Origin of the sequence: Arthrobacter sp. ZBG10 (assembly GCF_001238605.1) — a bacterium.
Taxonomy (GTDB): domain Bacteria; phylum Actinomycetota; class Actinomycetes; order Actinomycetales; family Micrococcaceae; genus Arthrobacter.
This window is the reverse complement of the sequence record NZ_LFQH01000031.1, coordinates 39,699-56,420: the sequence shown is the minus strand read 5'-3', so window position 1 is coordinate 56,420 and position 16,722 is coordinate 39,699. Positions and strand designations below refer to the sequence as shown.

Sequence of the window (16,722 nt, the reverse complement as noted above, 5' to 3'; positions counted from 1 at the left end):
AGATGTGTATAAGAGACAGGGCCCCTGCCGGCTCAGTGCCAGAACCCGAGGGCGAACTCCGCGATGACCGTGGACAGCAGGAACGATGCTGTGATGGCCACCAGGCCCACCGGGATGATCTTCCAGCCGATGTTCTTCAGCAACGGAATGTCCTTGCCCAGCGAGAGGCCGGCCAGGGTGAGCATCACGGTGGCGATGGACAGGAAGTCGACCGTTTTCATCACCGAATTCAGGGCCTCCGCCCCGAAGAACCAGGGGCTGGAGATGTACGCGCCGATGGTGGTGACGTAGACAATCGCCGAGATCTTCCGGGTGGCCTTCGCCAGTGCCAGGCTGACCAGGACCAGGGCCAGCATGATGCCGTAGCCGCCCACGATGGACAGGCTGAACCCCTTGGCAGCCACCGACGCGGTGCCGATGCCGAGGACCGTCAGGACCGACAGGGACAGCCACAACGGGAGCTTGATGGCGGCGGAGGACTCCGCAACCTTTTCGCGGAACGCCCGGTTCTCCTCGGCCTGGGCGGCTTCGCGGTCAACGTCGGCCTGGCTGCGGACAGTGCCGCCGTCGGCAGCCACCGCAGCCTTTTCGCGGGCCGTCTGCTTGCGGGTGAGGAACTTGTAGAACTTGTCCGCCAAGGGCAGTGCGATGTAGATGCCCACATAGACGCCCAGGATGGTGGTGATCAGGTTGGATACCGCTGCCATGCCCAGGATGGCTTCCTGGTCCGCCGGGTAAGCGGCGATGATGCTGGCCGAGGAAGCCGCCATCATGGAGCCGGAGCCCACGCCGGCGCCCATCGCGAGAGCCAGCGGATCGAAGATCTTCCAGTTGGCAACCAGCGAGGTGAGCAGCGTAATGAACACGGCGCCGAACAGGGTGCCGAAGACGTACATGGCCAGCACGCCGCGGTACTGGTCCGAGTCCGGACCGTACTTTTCGGAGACCATGGCGAACGACGGTTCGCGGTCCAGCGAGAACGTGGCGCCCACCGTTGCCTTGCCCATCCGGAGCAGGACAGCCAGCGGGAGGGCCAGCATGATGGTGCCCAGCAGGTGCCCCACCTCCTGGAGGAGCAGGGCGGGTCCGGCCCGGAGCAGCGTGGGCAGGCTGGGGCCGATGTTGAAGGCCAGCCGGGCCACCAGCAGCAGGACGGCCACCCCCACCAGGGCTGCCGCGACCCGTTGCAGGTCGATGCCCATGGGCTTGAACTTCTGGATGGATACAAGCAGCCCGAGGATCAGCCCCCAGACCATGGGGAAGATGACGATTGCGCCGATTCCGAGGTCGATTTTGGCCTGGCCAATGAACTGCACGGCCAGCGCAATGACAAACGCCAGCGCGGCGACCGGAAGCGTCAGCCGGGCACCAGCTGTGTCTTTCCGCGGGGTTGTGGTGCTGGTACTCATGAGGTGCCTTCCTGGGTGAAAGTACGACGGCGGTATGCCGCTTTGGTGAAGCGTTCCCGTTGGGTGGGGGTTGAGGCAGCGGCGGAGACGGTCCAGGCCAGCGCTGTGGCTGCCTCGAACATCACGCCGTAGGCCCCGGGGGTGTCGGCAAGCGCTGCGAACGCGTGCGAGTGGATGGGGACGTTGGCTCCGGGGATGCTGAGCCAGGGATGAAGGGACGGGATGACCTGGGAGATGTTGCCCATGTCGGTTGAACCGCCGCTGAGGCCGGCCGACGGTGAGGTGTCCTTGCCGAAAGTGTCCATGGCCGCGGTCCAGTGTGCGGCAAGTTCGTCGTCCTGGCGCAGCGGTTCATACAACGGTTCGGTCGGTTCGATGGCCAGCGTTGTTCCGGTGGCCAGGGCGGCCCCTTCAAAGCAGCGGCGGACGCGTTCCAGGAGGGCCTCGTACTCCGGCAGGGTGAAGGCCCGGCATTCAAACTGGACCACTGCCTTCTCCGGGATGATGTTGGTGACATGCCCGGCCTCAGCCACATACAGCGCGATGCGGTGGTCGCCGGGGATCTGCTGGCGCAGCAGGCCAACGGCAACCTGGCTCAACACGGCGGCGTCGGCTGCGTTCACGGCCAGGTGCGGGGCCGCTGCGGCGTGCGCGGCCTTGCCGGTGAACGTTGCCTGGTACCTGCCCACCGCCTGGGCGCTGGTCCCCGCCGGGTTGTAGGTCACCCCGTCCTGGACCGGATGGACCATCAGTGCCAGCCCGACGCCGTCGAACGCCCCGGCTTTGAGCATCAGTACCTTGCCGCCGCCGTGCTCCTCGGCCGGGGTGCCGATGGCCTTCAATGTGATGCCCAGCTGGTCCACCAGCGGCTGGAGGGCCAGGGCCGCCGCCACCGAAGCGCCGGCGATCAGGTTGTGCCCGCAGGCGTGGCCGATGTCCGGAAGCGCGTCGTATTCCACGCACAGGGCAACGGTCAGTTCACCCGTGCCGGCGGTGGCGGTGAAGGCCGTGGGCAGGCCGGCTGTGCCGCGTTCCACCGAAAAGCCGCCCGCTTCCAGGAGCGCGGCGATGGCCTCCGCCGAGCGGACCTCCTCGAAGGAAACCTCCTGGTGGGCGTGGATGTCGCGGGCCAGTTCCTGCACCTGCGGACGCCAGCGTTCGACGCCGGCAGCGAGTTCGGCGCGGAGGTCCGGCGCCGCGGGGGTTGGCTCTGTCTGTTCCATGGGTAGCTGCCTGTTCTGGGTGGGCCGGTCTAGTAGGACAGGGAAGGAAAGGGGGACCCGGCGGCACGGGTGGGCACCCAGATGGCTTTTGTCTGGGTGTACTCGTCCAGGACGCCCGGGCCGGAGGAGCGGCCATGGCCGGAGTCGCCGAATCCGCCGAACGGGACTGCCACGTGGATGGTTTTGTAGGAGTTGATCCAGAACGTGCCTGCCTTTACCTCGCGGGCCACGTGGTGGGCGCGGGAGACGTCGGAGGTCCACACCGCTCCGGCCAGGCCGAAGTTGGTGTTGTTGGCCCGGGCGATGGCCTCTGCCTCGGTGTCGAACGCGTCAGCGCCCACCACAGGACCGAAGACCTCGGTGGTTTCGAGCCGGTTGGCCGGTGTCACGCCGTCCAGCAGGGTGGGCATCACCCAGTGCCCGCCGGCCAGGGCGGACCCGGCCAGTGCCTCCGGAAGCGCCGCCTCCGTGACCCGGCGGCCGCCGTCGTGCATTCCCTCCTCGATGAGTGTGGTGACCGTGGCGAACTGCTGGGCGGTGATGATGGGGCCCACCTCGGTGTCTGCGCTGAGCGGGTCGCCGACGCGGAGCCGGGCGGCTCTGGCAGCGACCATGTCGATGAACTGCGCGTGCACGCTACGCTCCACCAGGAGCCGGGATCCTGCCACGCAGGACTGGCCGGCGCCGGAGAAGATCGCGGAGATGGCGCCGTCCGCGGCGCGGTCCAGGTCGGCGTCGGCAAACACGATGTTGGCGCTTTTGCCGCCGAGTTCCAGCAGCGCCGGGATGCCGGCCTGCGCGGCGGCGACGGCCACCCGGCGGCCGGTGGGGACGGAGCCGATGAAGCTGACCTTCCCCACGCGCCGGTCGGTGGTGAGGGCGGCCCCCACGGTCTGGCCGAGTCCGGCCGCCACGTTGAAGACGCCGGCCGGAAGTCCCGCCTCGTGGGCCAACTGGGCCAGCCGGACCGAGGAGGCGGGGGTGAATTCGCTGGGCTTGATGATCACGGCGTTGCCGGCGGCCAGGGGTGCTGCGGAATTCCAGCCGGCCGTGAACAGCGGAGCGTTCCAGGGCGTGATGGCGACAACAACGCCCCATGGGACGCGCTCGGTGTAGGTGTGCCAGTTGCCCGGGACCGGGATGGTGTGGCCGGTCAGTTTATCCGCCCAGCCGGCGTAGTAGCCGAACATTTCGGCGACTTTGGCGGCTTCGACGCGGGCATCGCGGATGGGTTTGCCGGTGGTGGCGGATTCGAGGATGGCCAGTTCCTCGCCGTGCGCCTCGACAACGCGGCTGACGTTGCGGAGGATGGCTGCCCGCTCGAAACCGTTGAGCGCTCCCCAGGCAGCCGCGCCCGCCGTCGAGCTTTCAAGGATGGCGTTGGCGCCGTCGGGGCCCGGGTCGGCGTAGGAGGCGAAGGGTTCGCCGGTGGCGGCGGCGGTGAGGGTGATGCTGTCGCCGCTGCCGGTGGCAACCCTGCCGTCAACAAAGGCGCCGAGGCCGGCCGGGAAGGCGGCGTCCAGGACGGCCCGGGCGGTGGCCGCCGAGGAGGAGGTGGGTGCTGTGGTGATAGGCAAGGTAATGGTCCTTAAAGGCTGGGAATCAGGCGGTGGGTGTGGTGGTGGGTGCGCCCGCGGGCGTGATGGCCGGGGCGACGGTCCGTGCGATTTCGGTAAAGTCGGCCCGCGGGCCGAGGAGGGCCAAGGCGTCCTGCCACTGGTTGGCGACGGCGGTGAGCAGGGTGGGGTTTTCGCCGATCCGGGTGGCGATCTCCACGGCGAGGGCCGCGTCGCGTGCCATCAGGCCGAGGGAGAAGCCGGAGTTGTGGGTGCCGGTGAGGACCCAGGTGGGGTACATGTTGGCGGAGACTTTGCTGCCGCCGGAGGCTCCGCTGATGCTGGCCGCGGCTGTGGCGGGATCGATGCCGTAGGCCTTGGCGACGCCGAGGGCCTCTCCCACTGACGCGAGGTTCGCAGCGGCCAGGACGTTGTTGAGCAACTTGACCACGTTGCCCGAACCCGGTCCGCCGATGTGGCTGAAGTTTCCGCCGGTGAGGGCCTGCAGCACCGGCCCGGCGGCCTCCAGTGCGGCATCCGTGGCGCCCACGAAGGCGCTGAGGGTGCCGGTTGCGGCGCCGTCCCGGCCGCCGGAGACGGGGGCATCGATGAAGGCCGCACCCTGTGCCGCCGCAAGCTGGGCCATGTGCTTGCTGGTGGCGGGTTCGGACGTGGTGGTGTCGATGATGGCCACGGTGCCCGGTGCTGCCAGCAGCTGGGGAACGGTGGTTTCCACGATGCTGGCCGCGGGCAGGGACAGGACTGCATACGGTGTGCCGGCGATGCCGGGCAGGCTGTCAGTGGTGCTGATGCCTGCATCTGCGGCGGATTTCCGGGCGGCTTCGGACGGGTCGAAACCGGTGACGTCCCACCCTGCCTTGTGCAGGGTGGCGGCCATGGCTCCGCCCATGGCGCCGAGGCCGATCACGGCGATGCGGCGGCTTGTTGGCTGGTTCACAGGGGGTACTCCTCAGGAGGTGGTGGTGGTTTGGCTGTTCGGCGCAGTCAGTCGAGGTAGACGTCAAGGTCTTTCCAGAGCTGCTGGGTGCGCCGGATGGTGGCCCGGCTGCGTTCCGGATGCGCAGCCTCCATGCCGGCGAGCAGGCCGTAGACCAGGGAGTTCGCGGCGGTAACGGATTGGAAGAACGAGATGCCCTCCGAGGCCACCACCAGGAGGTGGTCGGCGGCGGTGGCCAGGCGGCCGCGGCGCAGGTCGCTGATGGCCACGACGGTGGCGCCCGCCTCTTTGGCGGCTTCGGCGGCGATGATGATGTGCTTTACCGAGCGCCACATGTTGATGACCACCAGGACGTCCCCGGGGCCAAGGCTGTTGGTGCTCGACGCCAGGTGGACACCGGCGCGGTTTTCCAGCGTGATGGGGTAGCCCATGGTGGAGCCCAGGTGGGCCATCACGCCGGCGGGACCGGCGAACGAGCCAATGCCAACAACGGTGATTGACCTGGCCGCGGCCATTGCCGCAATGGCCGCCTCAGCTTCCTCCGGGGTGTTGGAGTCCAGCGTCAGGCGGAGGTTTTCGATGTCGTGGGTGATGGCTTCGTACAGCGGGCTGCGGGTGACGCCGTGTTCGGTGAGGGTTTCCTCGGTGGAGATCATCACCAGGTACCTGGAGCGGAGCTCGCGTTGCAGGTCCGGCCAGCCCCGGTAGCCCAGGTGCTGCGCTGTGCGCACCACCGAGGAGTTGTTGACGTCGGCGCGCTGGGCGATTTCGGCCAGTTCCGCGTACGACGACAGCTGCGGGTTGCGGCGGATGACTTCCACCACGCGGCTCTGCGCCTTGGTCAGCGCAACGTCCGGCAGTGCGTCCCCCAGCCATTCGTGCGAGCTGATGCCGGAGCTGGAGTCGATGCCGGAACCGAACTCGTTCTCTTCGGAAAGGTGCTCGGGGGAAGCGCTGGGGTTCAAGGCGGGACCATTCTGTAACGCAGATCACTCTGCAAGTGCAATTGCATCAAATGTAGCCTGCAATTGCGTTTGCGAACAGTGTTTTGTGTTTCAGGAAGGTAAAAGCCTGTTGGTTGCAGGATTTTCCGGGTTTGTTATGCCGGCGGCTTTAGTCGGGCCCGCTCCAGGCGGAGCCCTTTTGGCGGCCCGCGGGACCGCTGCAGGCAGCAGCAGCTGCCAGGCCAATACAGCTAGGTCCGGTCCGGGCTAAGGGTGCCGGTGGCAGGGAGGGGCCGGTTCACCACGGCCAGCAGCTGCTGCGCCAGTTCCTGCGGCGTCACTGCGGCATCCAGCTTCACGAACGTGCCGTACCCCGGAAGCCTGCGGTAGGCCTCGTGGAAGGCGGCCAGGTCCTCCAGGGTCTCGTTATCGGCGCCCCTCGCAAGGATGCGCTGGTGGGCGGTGGCGGGATCCACCTCGAGATGGACGACGGCGGCCGGCTGGGGAAGTGCCGCCAGGAGCCAGGGCAGGAGTCGGCCCTGGGGGATCCCCTTGGTGTCCCGGAGCGCCAACTGGCAGTGCAGGTGCCGGTCCATCACCACCAGGCCCGGGTGACGGCTGGCCCGGAGGTGCGAGACCAGGACGTTCCACACGCGCACCGTTGTTTCGATGGCGTCGGCCGGCCGGGGCGGGAGCCGGACCCCCAGCCGGTCGCCCAGCACTGACATGCTGCGGCGGCCCGCGTGGTTGTTGAGCAGCAGCGCCTCTCCGCCGCCTGCTTTCACGGCTGCTACCAGGGCGCGGGCGGCCGTGGACTTACCCGAACCGTCGATTCCGGTCAGGACAATGATCATGTGGCCTCCTTCCGCCGTCTGCTTAACGCCGGAGGGCGGCCGTGTGTCCCGGCTGAGTCCCAACTCACAGTCGTTGGGACGCCCGCGAAGGCGGTGCCGGTCAAGGAAACCGCTTGCGGTAGGCCGCCATGGCCAGTACGTAGGCCACGACCAGGGCGCCCACGCACCAGGCGAGGGCCACCCAGATCCCGGAACCCACCGGCCGTTCGGCAAACAGGTCCTGGATGGTGTTGACGATCGCGGTGACCGGCTGGTTTTCCGCGAAGGCGCGCACCGGCCCGGGCATGGTGTCCGTGGGAACGAAGGCGGAGCTGATGAACGGCAGGAAGATCAGCGGGTAGGAAAAGCCGCCTGCGCCGTCAACGGACTTGGCGGACAGCCCTGCGATCACGGCCACCCACGTCAGCGCCAGCGTAAACAGGGCGAGGATGCCGGCAACGCCCAGCCATGCCAGCGGCCCGGCCGGGGTGCGGAAACCCATCAGCAGCGCCACCAGCACAATGATCACCAGCGACAGGCCGTTGGCCACCAGGGACGTGATGACGTGCGCCCAAAGAACAGAGGACCGCGCGATGGGCATGGAGTGGAAACGATCGAAAATGCCGCCCTGCAGGTCCGTGAACAACCGGAATGCGGTGTAGGCGATGCCCGAAGCGATGGCGATCAGCAGGATGCCCGGCAGCAGATAGTTGACGTAGTTGCCGGTCCCGGTGCTGATGGCACCGCCGAAGACGTAGACAAACAGCAGCATCAGTGCGATCGGGGTGATGGTGACAGTGATGATGGTGTCCGGACTGCGGGCGATGTGGCGCAGGGACCGTCCCAGCAGGACCTTGGTGTCGCTGAAAAAATGTGTGGCCATGGTGTCCTACCTGCCCGGTGCGTTGTTGCCGATGATGGCGAGGAAAATATCCTCAAGGCTTGGCTGCTTCTCCACATACTCGGTCCTGGCCGGGGGGAGGAGCTGCTTCAGCCCGGCCAGGGTATCGTCCGCAATGATGCGGCCCTGATGGAGGATGCCGATCCGGTCTGCCAGCTGTTCGGCTTCGTCCAGGTACTGCGTGGTGAGCACCACGGTGGTGCCCTGCCCCGCCAGTGTCCTGACCACCTGCCACACGTCCTTGCGCGCTTCGGGGTCCAGTCCGGTGGTGGGCTCGTCCAGGAAAATCACCGGCGGATTACCCACCAGGCTCATGGCGATGTCGAGGCGCCGCCGCATGCCGCCGGAGTAGGTGGCCACCTTGCGGGTCCCGGCGTCGGCCAGGTTGAACTGCGCAAGGGCGTCGTCCGCGATCCCGCCCGGGCCGGCAAGGTGCCGCAGCCGTGCCACCAGCACCAGGTTCTCCCGGCCGGTGAGGATCTCGTCCACGGCGGCAAACTGGCCCGTCAGGCTGATGGATTGCCGGACCGCCAAAGGATGGGTGCCGACGTCGAACCCGTTGACCGAGGCGGTGCCGGCGTCCTGCCGCAGCAGCGTGGACAGGATCCGGATGATGGTGGTTTTGCCCGCGCCGTTGGAGCCGAGCAATGCGTAAATGGAGCCCTGGGCCACGTCAAAGTCCACGCCGCGCAGGACATGCAGGTCCTTGAAGGACTTCTCCATGCCGCGCACCCGGATTGCCGGCGCCGGTTCCTGTTGTGTTGCCATGTCGTTGCAGTTCCTTCCTGGCTTGCGCCGGGGAACGGCCGACGGCGGGTGGTTAGCTTCGCCCGTCGCCGGAGGTTCCGTGGTCCCCGGCAATGCTGTTGATGGTTTGGGCGAGCCGCTCGCGCTCCTTGTTGATCCACAGGCTCTCCGGATAGTTGCGCATCAGTTCCTCGGCAAACTCCACCGGGTCCGCGCCCACAATGTCCCGGACCGGGGTGGCGTCAGCGGCGGCCTGCTCAAAGAGGTCCGCCACGTCGTCCAGGAGCTGCAGGATGCTCTCGCCCTTGCCCGAGGCGAAGTGCCAGAAGTAGCGCTCCACAGCGTCCAGCACCTTGCGGTAGTTCGCCGGGAGCTGCTCCTTGCGGGCCTTGTACCGGCGGAACCGCCTCTTCTGGTCGATCATGTCTGTGATGAACAACGTCATCTCCCTTCGTTGCGGAGCTGTTCGAGCCGCCCGGACAGGAAGCTCCATGTTTTCCAGAATTCCTCGAGGTATTCCCCGCCCTGGGCGTTGAGCGAGTACACCTTGCGCGGCGGCCCTTTTTCGGAGGGGCGCTTCTCAACGTCCACCAGGCCGCGCTGCTCGATCCGCACCAGGAGCGCGTATACCGTTCCCTCGGCGATGTCCGTGAGCCCCTTGTCCCGCAGGCGGGCCGTGATGTCGTAGCCATAGGCGGGGCTGCCCGCCAGGATGGCCAGGACGATGCCTTCGAGGGTGCCTTTGAGCATCTCCGTCATTTGCTTGCCCATCAGGTCCTCCCGTCACTACTTAGTAATGCTGACTACCACTACATAGTAGCACTAGGTAGTGATGGCGCAAGGGGCAGTTTTCGGCGGAGTCGCCGGACTCAACCGACCAGGCGGGGTCCGCAGCGAAGCAGCCGGAACCTCTAGGCTGGAGGCATGCCGGGCCGGACCCGGCAGGAACTGCCGCCACTCCCAGCGAGAGGAATGATCATGAGCACGTCCAACGAAGAGCAGCCCACCGGGCAGGCCGCCAACATCCGCGAGGAACAGCAGACGCAGGCTGCCGGAACCGTCCCCGCATCGTTCGTTGGCAAGGGCGAACCTGGCCAGGAGGACAAACCCGAGGATGCCCTGGAAGAGCCGGGCACCTGGGATGACGAGGTCTGAGCCGCCCGTGATCACCAGCGTTGACGTTGCCCAGGCGGCCGCTCGAACCAAGGGCCTCGCCCGGACCACCCCCATCCTGGCCGGCGACCCAGGAACAGTTGCCGGGCAGGTCTGGTTCAAGTGCGAGTTTATGCAGCACACCGGCACCTTCAAGGCGCGGGGCGCGCTGAACCGGATCCTGGCGAGCCGGGAACGCGGGGAACTGCGGCCGGACGTGGGCGTGGTGGTGGCCTCCGGCGGGAACGCCGGGCTGGCCAACGCCTACGCCGCCGCCCAGGTGGGGGTGCCGGCAACCGTGTTTGTCCCGGAGACTGCGCCCGCCGTGAAGGTGCAGAAACTGAAGGCCATCGGCGCCACGGTGGTCCAGGCAGGGGCGGAATATGCCGTGGCGTACCAGGCTGCGGTGGCGTACGCGGCTGAAACCGGCGCCGTGTACTGCCACGCGTACGACCATCCGGAAATTGCCGCCGGGGCCGGAACCGTGGGGTCTGAACTGCTGGCACAGCTGCCGGGCGTGGACACCATCCTGGTGGCCGTGGGCGGCGGCGGGCTGATGGCCGGCATCGCGGCAGCCGTGGAAGGTTCGGCCAAAGTGGTGGCAGTGGAACCGGCGACCGCGCCCACCCTCCACGCCGCGCTCGCGGCCGGAAAACCCGTGGACGTGGCCGTCTCCGGCGTTGCGGCCGACTCGCTGGGTGCCCGCCGCATAGGGGAGATCGGCTACTCCGTGGCGGTCCGCACCGGCGTCGAAAGCGTCCTGGTGAGGGATGCGGACATCATCGCCGCGCGGTCGGCCCTGTGGAACGGCTACCGGATGGTGGTGGAACACGGTGCCGCCGCGGCTTATGCGGCGCTGGCGGCCGGCTCCTACGCGCCGCAACCCGGCGAGAAGGTGGCCGTTATTCTCTGCGGCTCAAACACGGACCCGGCAACCCTGTAGGGCTGCCGGGTGCGGTCCGGAAGCTACTGCTGGCCGCCGCAGAGCGAGCTGAACGTGGTGCCGGCTTCCTGGTAATCAGCTGACAAGTCAGCGAGCTTGTCCTCGTCGGGGGTCTCCTTGGCCTGCTCATCAGTGAATTCGAGGATGGATTCCAGTGCCGGCTTCAGGTCGTCGGACGCAACGGCGTGGATGGGCCGGATCTGGTTGGCCAGGCGGTTCATGCCCGTCTTGCCGGCATTGTTGGCCGGGCTGGACACCACTGCCTGGATCCGCTCGCAGGTTTCCTGGGTGGTGAGCTGGTTCGAAGCGGTGCAGGCCGTGGCTGAGACGGCGAGTCCGGCGGCAAACAGGGCAATGGTGAATTTCTTCATGGATCCCTCAGTAGTTGATTGAGGTTTCGATTGTAAGCAGAACAGCGCCTGATGCGCCTTGCCGGGCAGGTCGCGGCGGCGCAACAAAGCGGCGGCAGGCACGATAGTCCCGGCCCGCCGCCGCTCAAGGTTGCCCGCTTGGTGCGCCGCTAAACGGTGCGGGGTGCCTTGGCGAGGTTTGCCTCAAGCTCGGCGGCGTTCTGCCGGACCACGTAGGCCGGGCGGTCGCGCTCCACGCGCCAGGATTCGGACAGCGGGCCGATATTGACCGTGTCGAAACCGAACTCGTCATACAGCTTTGCCACCAGGTCCGAGCCCTCCGGAAAGTCGCTGGCCGTGGCCAGTGCCCGCCGGTTTTCGGTTCCTGCAGGGGTGCCCCCGGAGATGTCCTTGGCCATGATGTGGTTGAAGCCCTTGGCCACCTTGGACTCCGGCAGGTGCTCCTGGAGCATCCCCGCCGTGGTGGCTTCGCCGTTGTCGAGGGCGGGGACGCGGCCGTCCCGCTCCCAGTAATAGTTGTTGGTGTCGATCACGATCTTGCCGGCCAGCGGTGCCACCGGAATGTCCCGGTAGTTCTTCAGCGGCACCGTCACCACGGCGAAGTCGCCCGCCTCTGCCGCCTCGGCCGCGGTTGCCGCCCGCGCCCTGGGGCCGAGTTCCGCCACGAGGTCCGCCAGGGTTTCCGGCCCGCGGGAGTTGCTGATGACCACGTCATAACCGGTGGCCACCGCCTTCCGGGCTACCTGGCTGCCGATGTGTCCTGCTCCGATGATTCCAATAGTCGTCATATGGGGGCCAACGGCGGACCGGGCGCAGATATTTCAGTCCGGCCCGGGGAATAAACCAGCGCCCCGGCGGCTACTGTCCCAGATAGCGGCCTGGCCGGTGGTTGAGCGCCAGGATGAGGTTCAGGAGTGTCGCACCAGCCGCCGACAGCAACACCATGGGCACCGGAACCAGCGCCAGCGATGCCAGCACAATGGCCACGTCCAGGACCATCTGCACATAGCCCGCCCGCCAGCCCAGGCGATCCTGCAGAATCAGCGCCAGGATGTTGAAGCCCCCGAGGCTCGACCTGTGCCGGAACAGGATCAGCAGGCCAACCCCGGCCAGCAGGTTCCCGGCCACCACGCCGTAGGCGGGCTGGATGTCAAGGGCGCCCAGGAACAGCGGGTGCAGGCTGGACATGACAGACACCAGGGCGATGGCCGCACCGGTCCGCAGCGCGAAGTCCCAGCCCTTCTTCCACACGGCCAGGATAAAGAACGGCAGGTTCACGGCCACAAAAATGACGCCGAAGGGTACCGTCACGGAGTAGCTGAACAGCAGGGCCAGGCCGGCCGTTCCACCCGTTACCGCCTCGCTGGATTTAAGCAGGTAAAGGCCCAGGGATGCGGCGAAGGTCCCGGTGAGGATGCCAAGGATGTCTTCCGCGGCAGTATGGCGGAAGGTGGCAGGCCCGCCCTGCGCAGGGGCAGGTTTTTCGGCAGCGGAAAGTGTGGCAGCGGGAGTGCTCATGCGGCGGCGAACCCCGCGCGGTGGCCCAGGGCTGCCAGCACCCGGTTGTTGGTGGCGGTGTCCGCCAAAGTGATGCGGACGCCGTCGCCCGCGTATCCCCGCACCAGGATGTCCGCTGCGCCCAGCGCTGCAACGATGTCCTCCCGGAGCGCGTCCGAGGCCCGGATCCAGAAGAAGTTGGCCTGGCTGTCCGGCAGGTCCCAGCCTGCCAGCCGCAGGGCGGCCGTCACGCGGCTGCGTTCCGCGGCCACGGCCCCGGTGCGTTCGGTGATTTCGGCGTCGGCGGCGAGGGACGCCACCGCGGCCGCCTGGGCCATCCGGTTCACGCCGAAGGGCACGGCGGTGCGGCGCAGTCCGTCCGCTATCTCCGGCCGGGCGATCGCGTAACCAATCCGCAGGCCGGCCAGCCCGTACGCCTTGGAGAAGGTGCGCAGGATGCACAGGTTCGGGTGCCGGCGGTAGAAGTCCAGTGAATCCACGCCCGGCCCGCGCTGGAACTCGATGTAGGCCTCATCCAGAACCACCAGCACATGCGGGGGAACGGCGGCGAGGAAGTCGTCAAGGTCAGCCGCGCCGATGGAAACGCCAGTGGGGTTGTTGGGGGAGCAAAGCAGCACCACGCGGGTGCGCTCCGTGATGGCCGCTGCCATGGTGGGCAGGTCGTGGTGCTCGTCCGCCCGCAGCGGGACCGGGACCGATACCGCGCCGGCCACCGTCACCAGGATGGGATAGGCCTCAAAGGACCGCCACGCGAAGATTACCTCGTCGCCGTGCCCGCACATTGCGGACAGGATCTGCTGCAGCACCCCTGAGCTTCCCGGACCGGCCGCCACCTCGTCCGGTGTGACGCCGTGGTGTTGGGCAATCGCTTCGCGGGCCTCCACCGCCCCCATGCTGGGATAACGGTGGATCCTGCCTGCTTCCGCGGCCAACACGTCCAGCACGGACGGCAGGGGCGCGAAGTGGCTCTCATTCGAGGCCAGCGCCGCGGTCAGTGCTGTTAGGGCGCTCCTGCCGGCAACATAGGCGGGCAACTGTGCGACGTCGGGACGCACCTTGGGTGCGGAAGCTTCGGGAAGGATGCTGGTCATGCAAGCATCGTCTGGCATTCCGTCGGATGTGCACAACACAGGCCAAAGTGGCAGGACAGATCAGGTTCTCTGGTCCGCTTCATATGACAAAATGCTCAGTATGCACCTTCTTGACCCGCTGGACGCCAAAATCCTGCTGTCGCTCGATGCCGATCCGCAGGCCACCGTCCTGTCCCTCTCCCGCACGCTGGGCGTTGCCCGGAACACCGTGCATGCCAGGCTCCGGAGGCTGCTGGGCGATGGCAGCCTGGCCCCCTTCAGCCAGCGGGTCCGCACCGAAGCGCTGGGCCTGCCGCTGATCGGGTTCATCTCGATCTCCATCAGTCAGTCCTCCAGCGACGCTGCGGTTGCGGCGCTGCAGACCATCCCCGAGATTATCGAGATGCACGCCACCACCGGCGATGCCGACCTCCTCGCCAAAGTGGCAGCGGCGGACCCGGCCGGGCTGCACCGGATCACCAACAGGATGCTGGCGATCGACGGCGTCGTCCGCACCAGCACGGCCATGTCGCTGGTGGAGGTTATGCCCGTCCGGACGCTGCCGTTGCTGGAAGCGGTGGCCGGCGGGGCCTGACCGGAACGGCGCTGACCGGCCGGCACTGCAGGGGAAACCTCACACCAGGTCATCCAAGGCATCGATCAGCGCATCCACAAACGCCGTCAGGATGGCCGGCTGGGCGCGTCCGGTCATGGTCTGGATCTGCCCCTGCCGCTGGCGCAGCACCGGATGGTCCAGCCGCACGGTCACCAGGTCCTCGCGGTCCCGGCGGTCCAGCGACAGGCCGGCCACCAGCGACACCCCCACCCCTGCGCGGGCGAACTCGATCACCGGGTTGATGTGGTCGCTCTGCAGGGTGATGGCCGGGACCAGCCCTTCGATCTGCATGGCCAGGTCAAACAGCTCCCGCTGGCTGGAGCCGGGCGCTGTCACCGCCAGTTTGTAGCGGCACAGGTCCTGCATGCTGGCGCTGGGTTGCGTGGCCAGCGGATGGTCCGGGGCCACCAGGGCATAAGCCACCGGCATGGGAGTGGAATGCTCCACCGTCACGCGCGGCTGCGGGCCCAGCGAAAAAACAGCCGCCACGTCCGCCTCGCCTTCGGACACCCGGCGCGTGCCCTCGGAGGAGGCCACCACATCCAGGTGGAACTCGATGTCGTTGTGCTGGCGGCTGAAGCTGGCAATCGCGGACGGCACCCACACCCTGGCGAACCCTTCGGCACAGACCACCCGCAGGGTGCGGGTTTTCCGCTGCACGGAAACCAGGAGCTCCTCGCGGACTGCGGCGCCCTCGGCCTCTGCCCGCCGGACGTACGCCTGAAGCAGCCGGCCGGCCTCCGTGAGCTCCACGCCGCGGGCGTGCCGCGTGAACAGCGGGGTGCCCAGGGACGATTCCAGCTTGTTGATCTGGCGGCTGATGGCGGACGCGGAGACGTGCAGTTTTTCCGCCGCTTGCGTCAGCGTGCCTTCCTGCGCCACCGCATCGAAATACAGCAGGCCTGGCGTCAGCATGTTCATGCGGCGGCTCTTTCACCGTGAGGTTTGCGTTGAAGTCAAAGCTGGTCGACAAAATGATACTGGTTGTTTGCCGTGGGGCCATTTAGCTTTGGACCCGGGAACGTAATCGATGAACGGAAAATGATGCAGCAACGCAATGATCTCTTGGCAGCAGCGGCCGACTTCGTGGATTCCGGCACGTTTGAGGCGGATCTGGCGCGGCTGGTGGCTTACCCCACGGAAAGCTCCACGCCGGAAGGCAGGGTTGCGCTGAAGTCATACCTGGACGACATTATTGAACCCGCATTCCTGGCCCTGGGGTGCACGGTGGCCCGTCATGACTCCTGGCGCGGCGGGCTGAACTCCTTCCTCGTGGCCACCCGGCACGAGGGCGCCGACCTCCCTACCGTCCTTTGCTACGGCCACGCGGACGTGGTGGACGGGCAGGACGCCGGCTGGACCGGGGGCCGCAGCCCCTGGACACTCAGTGCCGAAGGGGACCGCTGGTACGGCCGCGGTTCGGCGGACAACAAGGGCCAGCACTGGATCAATATCGTGGCCCTGCGGCTTCTGCTGGAACGCCGGGGCAGCCTCGGTTTCAACCTGGTCTTCCTGCTGGAGGGCGCCGAGGAAATCGGCTCCCCGGACCTTGCCGAGTTTGCTGCCGAACACCGCAGCGACCTGCAGGCGGATGTCTTCATCGGCTCGGACGGGCCACGGCTGGCCGCCGGCAGCCCCACGGTTTTCCTGGGCGCCCGGGGTGGCGTCAGCTTCGATCTGGTGGCGGACCTGCGGGCCGGCTCCTACCACTCCGGTAACTGGGGCGGTCTGCTCCGGAACCCGGCCACCACCATCTCCGCCGCAGTGGCATCGCTGGTGGACGGCCACGGGATCATCAGGTTGCCCGAGCTGCTGCCCACCGGCATTCCGGAATCCGTGGCCGGGGCCCTGGAATTGATTGACCTGGTCCCCAACCCTGGCGATCCCGCCACCGATCCCGGTTGGGGGGACGGCAGCCTGAGCCCGGCCGAGCGCCTGTACGCCTGGAACACGCTGGAGGTGCTGGCCCTCGGCGCCGGCAACCCGGACAAACCGGTCAACGCCATTCCGGGCTCCGCACGGGCATCCCTGCAGCTCCGCTTTGTTCCCGGGACGGACACCGCGGGCCTTGAAGCGGCGGTCCGGCGGCACCTGGATGCCGCCGGCTTCACCATGGTGGACGTGTCCATGGGCATGTCCTTCCCAGCCAGCCGGCTGGACCCGGACAATCCCTGGGTTGCCTGGGCGGCCGGTTCCCTGGCGGCCACCACCGGGTCCCGGCCGGTGGTGCTGCCGAACATCGGCGGTTCCCTGCCCAGCTTTGTTTTTGCGGACGTCCTGGGCCTGCCCACCATCTGGATCCCGCATTCCCATCCAGGCTGCCAACAGCACGCCCCGGACGAACACCTGCTCGCCGCCGTCGCGCGTGAGGGCCTGCAGCTGGCCTGCGGCTTGTTCCACGACCTTGCTGCCGCGGCCACCCCGCTGGGGATGGCTGCCACCGAATCCGCCCGCTCCGCACCCTGAAACCACTGGAGTCCC

19 protein-coding genes are annotated in these 16,722 nt (G+C 67.5%); 4 read left to right on the top strand and 15 right to left on the bottom strand.

Going from position 1 to position 16,722, the window contains the following annotated elements:
* Nucleotides 1–32 precede the first annotated feature (32 nt).
* From ACU18_RS08150 to ACU18_RS08105, 10 genes are all read right to left on the bottom strand, one after another.
* Nucleotides 33–1,409, bottom strand: coding sequence for a DUF3100 domain-containing protein (locus ACU18_RS08150; RefSeq protein ID WP_050685042.1), 1,377 nt, complete (start codon nt 1,407–1,409; stop codon nt 33–35).
* Nucleotides 1,406–2,632 (bottom strand): amidohydrolase, encoded by a 1,227-nt coding sequence (locus ACU18_RS08145; RefSeq protein ID WP_050685041.1) that lies wholly within the window; start codon nt 2,630–2,632, stop codon nt 1,406–1,408. The genes ACU18_RS08150 and ACU18_RS08145 overlap by 4 nt, the downstream gene beginning before the upstream one ends.
* A 29-nt stretch (nt 2,633–2,661) precedes the next feature.
* Nucleotides 2,662–4,209 carry an aldehyde dehydrogenase family protein gene (locus ACU18_RS08140; RefSeq protein WP_050685040.1) on the bottom strand — a complete coding sequence of 516 codons (1,548 nt, stop codon included), beginning with the start codon at nt 4,207–4,209 and terminating at the stop codon, nt 2,662–2,664.
* A 25-nt stretch (nt 4,210–4,234) separates the two neighbouring features.
* On the bottom strand, nt 4,235–5,146 hold the full coding sequence (locus tag ACU18_RS08135) for an NAD(P)-dependent oxidoreductase (RefSeq protein WP_050685039.1): 912 nt from the start codon (nt 5,144–5,146) through the stop codon (nt 4,235–4,237).
* A gap of 47 nt (nt 5,147–5,193) precedes the next feature.
* Nucleotides 5,194–6,054, bottom strand: a complete 861-nt coding sequence (locus ACU18_RS08130) for a MurR/RpiR family transcriptional regulator (RefSeq protein ID WP_050685048.1) — start codon at nt 6,052–6,054, stop codon at nt 5,194–5,196.
* 287 nt (nt 6,055–6,341) lie between these two features.
* Nucleotides 6,342–6,944 (bottom strand): AAA family ATPase, encoded by a 603-nt coding sequence (locus ACU18_RS08125; RefSeq protein ID WP_050685038.1) that lies wholly within the window; start codon nt 6,942–6,944, stop codon nt 6,342–6,344.
* A gap of 100 nt (nt 6,945–7,044) precedes the next feature.
* Nucleotides 7,045–7,806 (bottom strand): ABC transporter permease, encoded by a 762-nt coding sequence (locus ACU18_RS08120; protein ID WP_050685037.1) that lies wholly within the window; start codon nt 7,804–7,806, stop codon nt 7,045–7,047.
* Between the two features lie 6 nt (nt 7,807–7,812).
* Nucleotides 7,813–8,592, bottom strand: coding sequence for an ABC transporter ATP-binding protein (locus ACU18_RS08115; protein ID WP_050685036.1), 780 nt, complete (start codon nt 8,590–8,592; stop codon nt 7,813–7,815).
* A gap of 52 nt (nt 8,593–8,644) precedes the next feature.
* Nucleotides 8,645–9,016 carry a DUF1048 domain-containing protein gene (locus tag ACU18_RS08110; protein ID WP_050685035.1) on the bottom strand — a complete coding sequence of 124 codons (372 nt, stop codon included), beginning with the start codon at nt 9,014–9,016 and terminating at the stop codon, nt 8,645–8,647.
* Entirely contained in the window at nt 9,013–9,342 is a 330-nt protein-coding gene (locus tag ACU18_RS08105) for a PadR family transcriptional regulator (RefSeq protein ID WP_050685034.1), read from the bottom strand. The genes ACU18_RS08110 and ACU18_RS08105 overlap by 4 nt, the downstream gene beginning before the upstream one ends.
* 207 nt (nt 9,343–9,549) lie before the next feature.
* Between ACU18_RS08105 and ACU18_RS08100 the strand changes: the two genes are divergently transcribed.
* Both ACU18_RS08100 and ACU18_RS08095 read left to right on the top strand, forming a co-directional pair.
* Nucleotides 9,550–9,726: a hypothetical protein gene (locus ACU18_RS08100; protein WP_157370959.1), complete on the top strand. Its 177-nt coding sequence runs from the start codon at nt 9,550–9,552 to the stop codon at nt 9,724–9,726.
* A gap of 7 nt (nt 9,727–9,733) precedes the next feature.
* Nucleotides 9,734–10,666, top strand: coding sequence for a threonine/serine dehydratase (locus ACU18_RS08095; protein ID WP_050685032.1), 933 nt, complete (start codon nt 9,734–9,736; stop codon nt 10,664–10,666).
* A gap of 23 nt (nt 10,667–10,689) precedes the next feature.
* Here the strand turns inward: ACU18_RS08095 and ACU18_RS08090 are convergent, their stop codons facing one another.
* The 4 genes from ACU18_RS08090 to hisC form a co-directional block, all read right to left on the bottom strand.
* Nucleotides 10,690–11,037: a hypothetical protein gene (locus tag ACU18_RS08090; protein ID WP_050685031.1), complete on the bottom strand. Its 348-nt coding sequence runs from the start codon at nt 11,035–11,037 to the stop codon at nt 10,690–10,692.
* Between the two features lie 149 nt (nt 11,038–11,186).
* Nucleotides 11,187–11,825, bottom strand: a complete 639-nt coding sequence (locus ACU18_RS08085; protein WP_050685030.1) for an NADPH-dependent F420 reductase — start codon at nt 11,823–11,825, stop codon at nt 11,187–11,189.
* Between the two features lie 70 nt (nt 11,826–11,895).
* Nucleotides 11,896–12,555 (bottom strand): YitT family protein, encoded by a 660-nt coding sequence (locus ACU18_RS08080; protein WP_050685029.1) that lies wholly within the window; start codon nt 12,553–12,555, stop codon nt 11,896–11,898.
* The gene (gene hisC / locus ACU18_RS08075) at nt 12,552–13,646 is read right to left on the bottom strand and encodes a histidinol-phosphate transaminase (protein WP_050685028.1); all 1,095 of its coding nucleotides are present in this window, start codon (nt 13,644–13,646) and stop codon (nt 12,552–12,554) included. Before hisC ends, ACU18_RS08080 begins: the two co-directional genes overlap by 4 nt.
* Nucleotides 13,647–13,737: 91 nt before the next feature.
* Here hisC and ACU18_RS08070 point away from each other — a divergent pair, with 91 nt between their 5' ends.
* A complete protein-coding gene (locus ACU18_RS08070; protein WP_050685027.1) occupies nt 13,738–14,220 on the top strand; it encodes an Lrp/AsnC family transcriptional regulator in 483 nt (160 codons plus the stop codon).
* 39 nt (nt 14,221–14,259) lie between these two features.
* On the opposite strand, the gene ACU18_RS08065 is transcribed toward ACU18_RS08070, so the two are convergent.
* Nucleotides 14,260–15,162 carry a LysR family transcriptional regulator gene (locus ACU18_RS08065; protein WP_050685026.1) on the bottom strand — a complete coding sequence of 301 codons (903 nt, stop codon included), beginning with the start codon at nt 15,160–15,162 and terminating at the stop codon, nt 14,260–14,262.
* A 120-nt stretch (nt 15,163–15,282) separates the two neighbouring features.
* Here ACU18_RS08065 and ACU18_RS08060 point away from each other — a divergent pair, with 120 nt between their 5' ends.
* A complete protein-coding gene (locus tag ACU18_RS08060; protein WP_050685025.1) occupies nt 15,283–16,707 on the top strand; it encodes a M20 family metallopeptidase in 1,425 nt (474 codons plus the stop codon).
* The last annotated feature ends 15 nt before the right edge of the window (nt 16,708–16,722 follow it).